Raw genomic sequence first — 8,745 nt, 5'->3', positions numbered from 1 at the left:
AGTTGGCAAGATTATTATCATATCCAACTGAATACCAAAAAAACACGATAGGAATTCCATATTTTATGGAAATTTCTATCGTGTTTTTTTAGAATCGGGAGTTATGTCCCGAACTCTTATTATTTTAAACTTGACTGTCTTATTATAAGTAATTAGGGTAAATTAAAAAGGAGATAAAAATATCTCCTTTTTAATTTGTTATATGTGTGTTTATTAACCTTGGTGAGCTTGTAGGCTCTTACGGTTAGCGCGTTTGCGGTTTTCTTCGACACGTTCATTTTCTGCATTTTCGGGTTCAATGACCTTTTTCTTGAATGTATGCAATGCACCATATACTGCAGTAGCTGTTGTTAATGAACCAACAAGGAAGCCTTTAACAAAACGTAAATGTTTTTGATTTTTTGCCATAATAATTTTCCTCCTGTCTTTAGTTCTCATTATGGCTTATTTCCTTTAAAATATCTATAAAAGACTAATATTAAGTGGGGTAATTTTTTGAAAAAAGTAATTGCAATCGTTGGACCGACTGCTGTGGGTAAAAGCGCTTTAGGTTTGAAATTGGCCAAAAAATATCAAAGTGAAATAATTTCTGGAGATTCAATGCAAATTTATCGTAATTTAGATATTGGAACCGCAAAAGATTCTCCTCAAGAATTACGAGAAGTTAAGCATCATTTGGTTGATATTTGTGATCCCGATACTCGCTACACCGTGAAAAATTTTCAAGAACGAGCTAAAAAAATTATTATTGATTTAAATGAAATTGGGAAAGTTCCATTCGTGGTTGGTGGAACCGGCTTTTATTTGAGTTCATTGATCAATAATTTGAATTTAGGTGGCAAATCTGACAGCGATGTTAAACTTCGTCAACAATTACAAGACTTGGCTGACAATGATGAAATCTCAGTTTTACAAACTAGACTTAAAAATGAAGATCCACTAGCTTTTGAAAAAATTGACATTGATAATCCCAGACGCTTGATTCGTGCGATTGAGGTTTTTGAAACGACTGGACAATCGATTGCTAAGCAAAATAATGGTGATCAGTGGGCCAAATTTTATTTGATTGGTTTAACAGATGATCGACCTAAGTTGTATGAAAGAATTAATCAGCGAGTCGATAAGATGGTTGAAATGGGTTTACTTGATGAGGCTAAATACGTTTTTGACCATCGAGAAAGTTTTGTCCAAGCCAAAAATGCTATCGGCTATAAAGAACTATTTCCTTATTTTGAAGGTAAAGATTCGCTTGAAAATTGTCTAGTTGAGATTAAAAAGAATTCACGACACTTTGCCAAACGTCAATTTACATATTTTCGTAATCAAATGGATGTTGATTGGTATAATATTAGTGATGATAAAAATTATCAAAAAAAGATTGAGAATAATATTGAAAAATTTTTAGGAGGGCACAATGGCTAAATGGAACGCAACTTTTCCAGATAAATTAAAAGAGGTAATTAAAGAGACTGATCAAATGATTGCTCCCAAACTAGCAGAGATCGACGAACAAGTTTTGGATAATCAAGAAAAAGTTCTCTCAGCTTTTAGAAAAGAAAGTATCGACGAAAGTAGTCTACTAGGTACGACCGGTTATGGGGATGACGACCGTGGCCGTGATCAACTTGAGGCAGTTTACTGTGACGTCTTTAAAACAGAAGCAGCATTAGTTCGTCCACAATTCGTTTCTGGTACACACACATTGGCAACAGCACTCTTTGGAATGTTAAGACCAGGAGATAACCTTTTATACGTTACTGGTGAACCTTACGATACGATGCAAGAAGTGATCGGAACTGCTGGTAACAAACGTGGCAGCTTGATCGATTACCAAATTGGTTTTGACTATGTAGAAATGGACGGCGATAAAGTCGATTTCGACTTGATGAAAAAGAAAATCAAGGAACAAAATCCTAAAGTTATCGGCATCCAAAGATCACGTGGTTATTCAACTAGAAAGAGTTTGACTGTTAGTGAAATTGCAGAAATCATCAAGCAAGTTAAAACAGTTTCTGATGCAATTATTTTTGTTGACAACTGCTACGGAGAATTCTCTGAAACAATTGAACCAACTGAAGTCGGTGTGGACATTATGGCCGGATCTTTGATCAAAAATGCTGGTGGTGGATTAGCTAAAGTCGGTGGATACATCGTCGGCAAGAAGGATCTCGTTGAATTAGCAAGTTATCGTTTGACTGCCCCTGGTATCGGTGATTCAGAAGGTCCAACAATTGGACGTTTAGCCGAAATGTTCCAAGGATTTTTCTTAGCTCCAAGAGTAACTGGTAATGCTATCAAAGGTGCGATTTTTGAAGCTGGCATTTTTGAGAAATTAGGTTTGAACGTATCACCTAAATGGGACGCTGACCGGACAGATTTGATTCAAACAATTGAATTTAACGACCCGGATAAGATGGTTAAATTTGCTGAAATGGTTCAAAAATTCTCACCAATCGATTCCAATGTTTTGCCAGTTCCTAGTGAAATGTCAGGTTATGAAGATAAAGTTGTTATGGCTGCCGGAACCTTTGTTTCAGGTGCAAGTATCGAATTTTCTTGTGATGGACCAATGCGTGCGCCTTACATTATTTACATTCAAGGTGGCCTAACCTATGAACATGTTAAGATTGCTATTTCTAATGCATGTAAGGAATTATTCTTCAATTAATAAGAATAATTATATTTTTTGAGCTGATTCTATTGTATTTTCTGCATCAGGGTGTATAATGATGTCTTAAATCATTTGGAGGTAAACAATATGAGATATAAAGTAACTTTAGATACAAAGCGTCAATTGTTTACCGTATTCGATAAGAAAAACACTCGGGTTTCTGCATGCGGTAAGTCAATTGAAGAAGCTATGAATAAATTATTAAAGTTGAGCGCTTAGAATTTATTTTCTATTAATCATCTTTAACAAATTTTATTTTAGAATAACAATTCAATTACAAATTGTTTAAAAAACGAAATTTTTAGTTGATAGATGATATATTAAATGAGCAACGAAAGTTGCAATTCTATCCTCAACGATAAATAGGAAAAGACCTCTTTCAATTTGAAAGAGGTCTTTTTTGGTGTTTTTTACTAAAAGAAGTAAGCTTAGTTTAAAAGAGGTAAGTTTTATGCAAGAGAAGCAAAGACACCTTCAAGAAGAAGAAAAAGAATGGCATAAACTACAAAATCAAGAGTTGCAAAAACTGCACAGTGTCCAACATCATTTATGGTTCAACGTTGGTGCTTACTTATTAATTTCTGTCGTTGAATTTTATTTGGCTATTATTGGTCATTCACAAACCTTGCGGGCAGATGCTTTGAATAATTTGGCTGGAATCATTTCAGCTGTTTTATTGTTGATTGGAATTTTTATTGCTCGTGACATTGATGACGATGATTTGATGGGAGAAGCTTTACCAGAAGATCCATTAAAAAGTGGTAAGAGGTTGCAATTAACTAGATTTCACTATGAAACCGTCTTTACTTTGATCACAGGTATCATTATGATTGCCATTGCCTTAGATGTTATGTTTAAAGGTATCAGCAGTTTACTGAATCAATCAAGTCAAGAAGTTCCACAACCAATAACATTAGTAGGAGCAACGATTGCCATGATCATCATGTTAGTCGTCTGGTGGTTCAATAAAACTGGTGGTCGTAAGCTGCAAAATGCCGCTTTAACAGCCGCTGCTAAAGATAGTTTGAGTGACGCCTTGACGAGTTTTGGAACGATGGTGGCAATTGGTGGTGCTTTACTATTTAAGCTTGCTTGGTTAGATGGTGCTGCCAGTATCATCGTTGGTATCTTTATTTTGGCATCAGGAATCAATATTTTTCGTGAAAGTAGTTTGAATTTAGCAGATTACTTTGATCCAAAAGTCGAAAATCAATTTAAAAAAGCAATTGAAAAATGGCCAGAAGTACTGTCGGTTGAAGATATCAATGCTCAGTATAACGGTAATATGGTTACTTTGGATGTTGTGATCGGGGTTGATCCACATATGGAAGTTAAGGATAGTTATCGCTTAGGCGAGAGAATTGAAGAGCAAATGAGGCATCAGTTTGGCATCGTTGATACAGATGTGATGGCTGTTCCAGCAGTGAACAAATAAAAAAGGACTCATAAAAGTTGATTTAACAACAATTATGAATCCTTTTTCAGTTATTATGTCACAGGTGAGATTCGAACTCACGACCTACGGTTTAGAAGACCGTTGCTCTATCCAACTGAGCCACTGTGACATCACTCGTACTATTATAGAGAAAATGAGTACGAGTTGCAACGCTTTATTTAAAATATTTTTGTTAAATATCAAAATCGCTTTAAAATATTGTGTAGTTAATCACGAGAGGGTAAACTGAGATTAGGCAAATCATCTGCTAATAAAAAAGAATCCACAAAAGTTGATTTAACAACAATTATGGATCCTTTTTCAGTTATTATGTCACAGGTGAGATTCGAACTCACGACCTACGGTTTAGAAGACCGTTGCTCTATCCAACTGAGCCACTGTGACATCACTCGTATTATTATAGTTAAAGGCCATATTCGATGTCAATGTAAATTTGAAAAAAAGCCTAAAAAAAAGGTCCACTTTATAAAAAGTGAACCATCCCTAATAATAATTTACTGAATAACATTATTTCCCAAACAAGAAGGGTTTGTTCTCAGCCTCTAATTCGCAAAGAACTTCTCTATCTTGAATGGTTGTAGTTTTTTCGGCTTTTAATAATGATTTGATCCAATTTGTCAATTTCATAATTTTCATCTCCGAAATAATAGCAGCTTTTAATGTCATCAGCATCTGGACAAAAGCTTGCAGACAAGGCTTCCTTTAACCTTATCTACAGCTGAATTATATCAGAAAAAATAAAATTAACATAAATATATGTCTTATTTTCAAAAAAAAATTCATTTTTTCAAATGTAAAGGCATACATCTTTTAAAATTGATTATTGAGGGATTGGGCAAGTTCCTTTCGGCGTCCTTCAATGATTTCTTGTAATTCCTCAAGATCATCTAATGTGGACTTTTTGCGGATGAAGCTTCTTGCTGAAGAGCGCATGGCAATATAGTTAGCGCGCTCGCGATGATTCTTATGCCATTTTTCATTGGCACGTTTTTGTGCATCTGTTAATACCATAAATTCCTCTCCCTTAAAGACATATCCTTGAAATTATATACAAGCTTAATTAACTTAACAAGGTAAACTATGAATAAATTTATATAACTTTCTTGTAAAAATGGTTTCATGAAATTCTTGTACATTGTCATTTTTAGTTTAGAATATTAAATAAATCAAAATTTTGTTTGGGGGTTTATTTTGATGGAGAATATTATAAAAACTACTACTGGAACTTATCAAGGAATTGCAGATCACAATCATACGGACTTTTTAGGCATTCCTTTCGGATATGGTAGGAGATTTCAGCGGGCTGAAGAGTTTTCAATGGCTAAGTTTGGTCAAAATGAAATCAACAAATTACAGTATGCGGTTCATAATGGGGTTCAACCCATGCAAGATGAAGCCCTGGAACAAAAAGACGATAAAGTCCATTTTGGTGAAAATTGCCTGAATCTGGATATTTGTACGCCGGACGTCGATGGTAAATTTCCAATCGTGATCGAATTTTTCGGTGGCGGTTTTACCAAAGGTGGTAATTTTGAAAAACAAATGTCTTGGCTTGACCATCAAAATGTCGTTCACGTTACACCAAATTACCGGTTAGGCCTGTTCGGTTGGGGTGTTGTTGAAGATGGTGAGACTAATGTTGGCCTCTCTGACCAAATAATGGCCGTTCAATGGGTTTTCGATAATGCTGCCAGTATCGGTGGTGATGTCGACAATGTGACCTTAGTCGGCTTGTCAGCAGGTGCTAAATCAGTTTCAGCTTTGATGGCTTCTAACGCTGATATTTTGGATCGCGTGAAAAAAGTCATTCTATTTTCTGGTGGAGTACAGACAATTCGCGATATGACAACTGCCAAAGCGGTGGTTGAACGAATCTGTCAAACTAATCACATTAAAACAAGTAAAGATTTATTCAATTTAACCGATGATGGCTTGCAGTTAGCTCAAGAAACAGCTTTGAAGGGGCACTTTGCTACTAATTGGTTTGGACCAGTTATAGATGAAGATTTAATTTCAGCAAATTGGCGGGATAAACTTTTACAAAGAGTTAAGAAATCTAACGTAAAAGCCATTATTTCTGCTGGTAGTAACGAATTAAAATTCTTTGAAGATATGAGTGTTGAAAAAATTAAAGCAGAAGTTTTGCCTGATTTGTTTGGGAAAAACGTCGATGCATTTTGCCAAGCCTTTTTGAATGAGGACTATACTAAAGCCGAATTGATCAAGATGTTAGGGACAGCCATGTATTCATTTCCAGCTCGACGTTTAGCAGAATTTCTGACTCAAAATAGTGATGCTGAGATTTTTTGTAATTACGCTCGAGTTGATCAAGGTCGTCACGGAGGAATCGTTAAATATTTGAATTTGCCACTTGATGATTTGAAGATCGATTATCGTAAGAACCGTGTCTTTATGACTCAGTTGCTTTCAGAATTTATTTCCACCGGCAAACCATACAATGAAACAATCAAATATGAATGGCCACTCTATGATGATGATCGTTTAGTCTTGGAATTGGATCCAGATGACATAAAAAGTGTATCAGTGATAAATCGCCGTTACCCAAAGGATTTGCCATGGCAATCATATAAATTATAAAAAAATACGTTGCAATTTATAAAAGTGGCGCTTAGACTAAAGATGTTGTGCTTAAGTTTAAGCACCTTTTTTGGTGCTTAGGATTTTAGAGGTGGGCGATTTGAAAAGAAAGTTTTCATTTATTATTACTATTGCTTTCATTTTGATAGATGTCATTGTTGCTTTTTTGACACAGCAAGCGATTATTAGTAATTTAATGGGGATTTTAATTGGTATTGGGTTAATTATTGCTTTGATACTAATAACTAGCGTAATTAGAAGATTAAAAATCAGTGGTGGTAAATTGGTTATCGCTGCGTTGTTTTTCTTTTTGGTCATCGGCCATGTGCTTGTGACAACATTACCAGTTCAATAAATGTAGAATATTTGTAAAAGGATTGTGTTGAGTTAAGTCTTCACAGTCCTTTTTTAGTATAATTATTTGTGAAAATGTTTTAAGAAGGGTTATTCATATGTCCAATCACGCACAGAAAAAAGTTGTTCTTGGAATAATTTTTTTACTACTAAGTCTTTTTTATACCGCACTTTTCATTAATTTTGCCGCACCTAAAAATTTAACCTTCAATATCGCACACATTCTGAGTTTAAAAAATATTTTTAGTTCGCCAATAAATTTTGACTATTGGAATCATTCCGGTAGCTTGATCAATTTGTATAGCCCTTGGTTAACTGTCAGTACCGGAAATTTATTTTTGCATGGCAATCTGGTCATTGGTTTTTTCGTTTTCTTCGGTGTCATTACATATTTGACCATTTGGAGTGCCTTTCACTATATGCAAAAGTTTTCTCAAGATACATTTGAAGCCTTACTATTTGCAATTTTTTACACATTTTCAATGAATCGACTATTGTTGGTTTTTCAAGAACAACGCGTTGAAAATTATTTAGTAATGATCTTTTTGCCGATGGTCTATTATGGGACTTTTCAAATCTTTAGTGGTAAATCTAAAAATTGGCTGAATTTCACTTTTGGTTTAGCAATGATTCTTTGGACGAGCCCATATGTAGCTATTGCGGTCGTTTTAACAGTGATACCAGTAATTTTGCTAGTTTTGTTTAATAAGATTTCACATCATTGGCAATACTGGGGTCAATTGAGTCTGATGTTATTAAAAAGTTTATTGTTATTTATTTTTTTAACAATTGGCTTTATCGGACCGTTGATTGAAAATCAGCTAACCAAAAAGATTGTTCAAGCTCACTATCAAAATTTGAATTATGTGACTTGGTTTCAAAATTTGAATCTCTCACAGACTAATCAATACTTAATTTTGTTTACAGCTGGATTGGTTATTTTATTATTAGGAGTAATTTATTTAAAGAGTTCCTTTAGCTACAAAGTCATCCTGCTAGAACTAATTCCTCTAATTTATCTTTCAATCGTGAAATTTGATTTGCCTTACGATGTCAGTCGTTTGATTTTTGCTTTTCGAACGATCATTGATTTCTTTTTGATTCTGATTCTAGTCAGAATGATTATGCTGTTATTCCAAGAAAGTCCGGCTGTTATCAGATTGTTGATTTTATTAGTTGCGGCAATAACTTTAGGATCAGGCAATTACTTTTTTGCTCAAAGTCAGCAGACAACTCCTATAAACATCAATCAAAAAGTTAATTATCACAAAGTAGTTACAAATTACCACGACCAAGCAGCCACAGCTGATGATCAGTATTTGGTCAATGGCGATACTCAAAAAGTTCAGTATTTTACCAAAGGTGGAAATTACTGGATTCAGTATTATAATTCGCAAGTAGTGACGATGGATATACCAATTCAAATGTATCCAGGTAACCAGATCAGTGTCAACAATGAAAAAACTAAGATTAGACGAACGAAATTTAATACAGTCCAATTACGTACCGATCCAAATAAAAATATAATTGAAGTACATTCCCATCACACACTGGTTGCATTCATCTGCTTGCTATTAAACGGGATTGGCTTTATTGGTTTGCTGTATCTTTTTATTCGCCAAAAGCAATTAGAAAATAAAAAAATTGATTAGAGAGTTGAAAAAGT

General features: G+C 34.5%; 9 protein-coding genes and 2 tRNA genes. 7 read left to right on the top strand and 4 right to left on the bottom strand.

What is annotated here, in order from left to right:
* Positions 1 to 213 precede the first annotated feature (213 nt).
* Positions 214 to 408 (bottom strand): DUF3042 family protein, encoded by a 195-nt coding sequence (locus tag EGT49_RS10615; protein ID WP_135374164.1) that lies wholly within the window; start codon positions 406 to 408, stop codon positions 214 to 216.
* 87 nt (positions 409 to 495) lie between these two features.
* Between EGT49_RS10615 and miaA the strand changes: the two genes are divergently transcribed.
* From miaA to EGT49_RS10600, 4 genes are all read left to right on the top strand, one after another.
* Positions 496 to 1,422 carry a tRNA (adenosine(37)-N6)-dimethylallyltransferase MiaA gene (gene miaA, locus EGT49_RS10610; RefSeq protein ID WP_135374159.1) on the top strand — a complete coding sequence of 309 codons (927 nt, stop codon included), beginning with the start codon at positions 496 to 498 and terminating at the stop codon, positions 1,420 to 1,422.
* A complete protein-coding gene (locus EGT49_RS10605; RefSeq protein WP_135374157.1) occupies positions 1,415 to 2,668 on the top strand; it encodes a methionine gamma-lyase family protein in 1,254 nt (417 codons plus the stop codon). The genes miaA and EGT49_RS10605 overlap by 8 nt, the downstream gene beginning before the upstream one ends.
* Positions 2,669 to 2,758: 90 nt before the next feature.
* Positions 2,759 to 2,890, top strand: a complete 132-nt coding sequence (locus tag EGT49_RS12750) for a hypothetical protein (RefSeq protein ID WP_281275481.1) — start codon at positions 2,759 to 2,761, stop codon at positions 2,888 to 2,890.
* 232 nt (positions 2,891 to 3,122) lie between these two features.
* The gene (locus EGT49_RS10600; RefSeq protein WP_135374155.1) at positions 3,123 to 4,106 is read left to right on the top strand and encodes a cation diffusion facilitator family transporter; all 984 of its coding nucleotides are present in this window, start codon (positions 3,123 to 3,125) and stop codon (positions 4,104 to 4,106) included.
* A gap of 56 nt (positions 4,107 to 4,162) precedes the next feature.
* Here EGT49_RS10600 and EGT49_RS10595 read toward each other — a convergent pair.
* The 3 genes from EGT49_RS10595 to EGT49_RS10585 all read right to left on the bottom strand — a co-directional run bounded on the left by EGT49_RS10595 (position 4,163) and on the right by EGT49_RS10585 (position 5,138).
* Positions 4,163 to 4,236 (bottom strand) — tRNA-Arg (locus EGT49_RS10595).
* A gap of 201 nt (positions 4,237 to 4,437) precedes the next feature.
* Positions 4,438 to 4,511: transfer RNA gene (locus tag EGT49_RS10590), tRNA-Arg, on the bottom strand.
* Positions 4,512 to 4,937: 426 nt separating this feature from the next.
* The gene (locus tag EGT49_RS10585; protein ID WP_135374153.1) at positions 4,938 to 5,138 is read right to left on the bottom strand and encodes a hypothetical protein; all 201 of its coding nucleotides are present in this window, start codon (positions 5,136 to 5,138) and stop codon (positions 4,938 to 4,940) included.
* Between the two features lie 183 nt (positions 5,139 to 5,321).
* Here EGT49_RS10585 and EGT49_RS10580 point away from each other — a divergent pair, with 183 nt between their 5' ends.
* The 3 genes from EGT49_RS10580 (at position 5,322) to EGT49_RS10570 (ending at position 8,731) form a co-directional block, all read left to right on the top strand.
* A complete protein-coding gene (locus EGT49_RS10580; RefSeq protein ID WP_135374151.1) occupies positions 5,322 to 6,725 on the top strand; it encodes a carboxylesterase family protein in 1,404 nt (467 codons plus the stop codon).
* 100 nt (positions 6,726 to 6,825) lie between these two features.
* Entirely contained in the window at positions 6,826 to 7,080 is a 255-nt protein-coding gene (locus EGT49_RS10575) for a hypothetical protein (RefSeq protein ID WP_135374149.1), read from the top strand.
* A 97-nt stretch (positions 7,081 to 7,177) separates the two neighbouring features.
* The gene (locus tag EGT49_RS10570) at positions 7,178 to 8,731 is read left to right on the top strand and encodes a hypothetical protein (RefSeq protein WP_135374147.1); all 1,554 of its coding nucleotides are present in this window, start codon (positions 7,178 to 7,180) and stop codon (positions 8,729 to 8,731) included.
* Positions 8,732 to 8,745 lie beyond the last annotated feature (14 nt).

Source organism: Companilactobacillus suantsaicola (genome assembly GCF_004745525.1).
Lineage (GTDB): Bacteria > Bacillota > Bacilli > Lactobacillales > Lactobacillaceae > Companilactobacillus > Companilactobacillus suantsaicola.
This window is presented reverse-complemented; position numbering and strand designations above follow the sequence as displayed.

What these genes read in the sequence shown, in the direction of transcription:
- EGT49_RS10605 (WP_135374157.1), top strand. Translation starts at nt 1,415, where the DNA reads ATGGCTAAATGGAACGCAACTTTTCCAGATAAATTAAAAGAGGTAATT.
- EGT49_RS10585 (WP_135374153.1), bottom strand. Translation starts at nt 5,138, where the DNA reads ATGGTATTAACAGATGCACAAAAACGTGCCAATGAAAAATGGCATAAG.
- EGT49_RS10580 (WP_135374151.1), top strand. Translation starts at nt 5,322, where the DNA reads ATGGAGAATATTATAAAAACTACTACTGGAACTTATCAAGGAATTGCA.
- EGT49_RS10615 (WP_135374164.1), bottom strand. Translation starts at nt 408, where the DNA reads ATGGCAAAAAATCAAAAACATTTACGTTTTGTTAAAGGCTTCCTTGTT.
- EGT49_RS10570 (WP_135374147.1), top strand. Translation starts at nt 7,178, where the DNA reads ATGTCCAATCACGCACAGAAAAAAGTTGTTCTTGGAATAATTTTTTTA.
- EGT49_RS12750 (WP_281275481.1), top strand. Translation starts at nt 2,759, where the DNA reads ATGAGATATAAAGTAACTTTAGATACAAAGCGTCAATTGTTTACCGTA.
- EGT49_RS10600 (WP_135374155.1), top strand. Translation starts at nt 3,123, where the DNA reads ATGCAAGAGAAGCAAAGACACCTTCAAGAAGAAGAAAAAGAATGGCAT.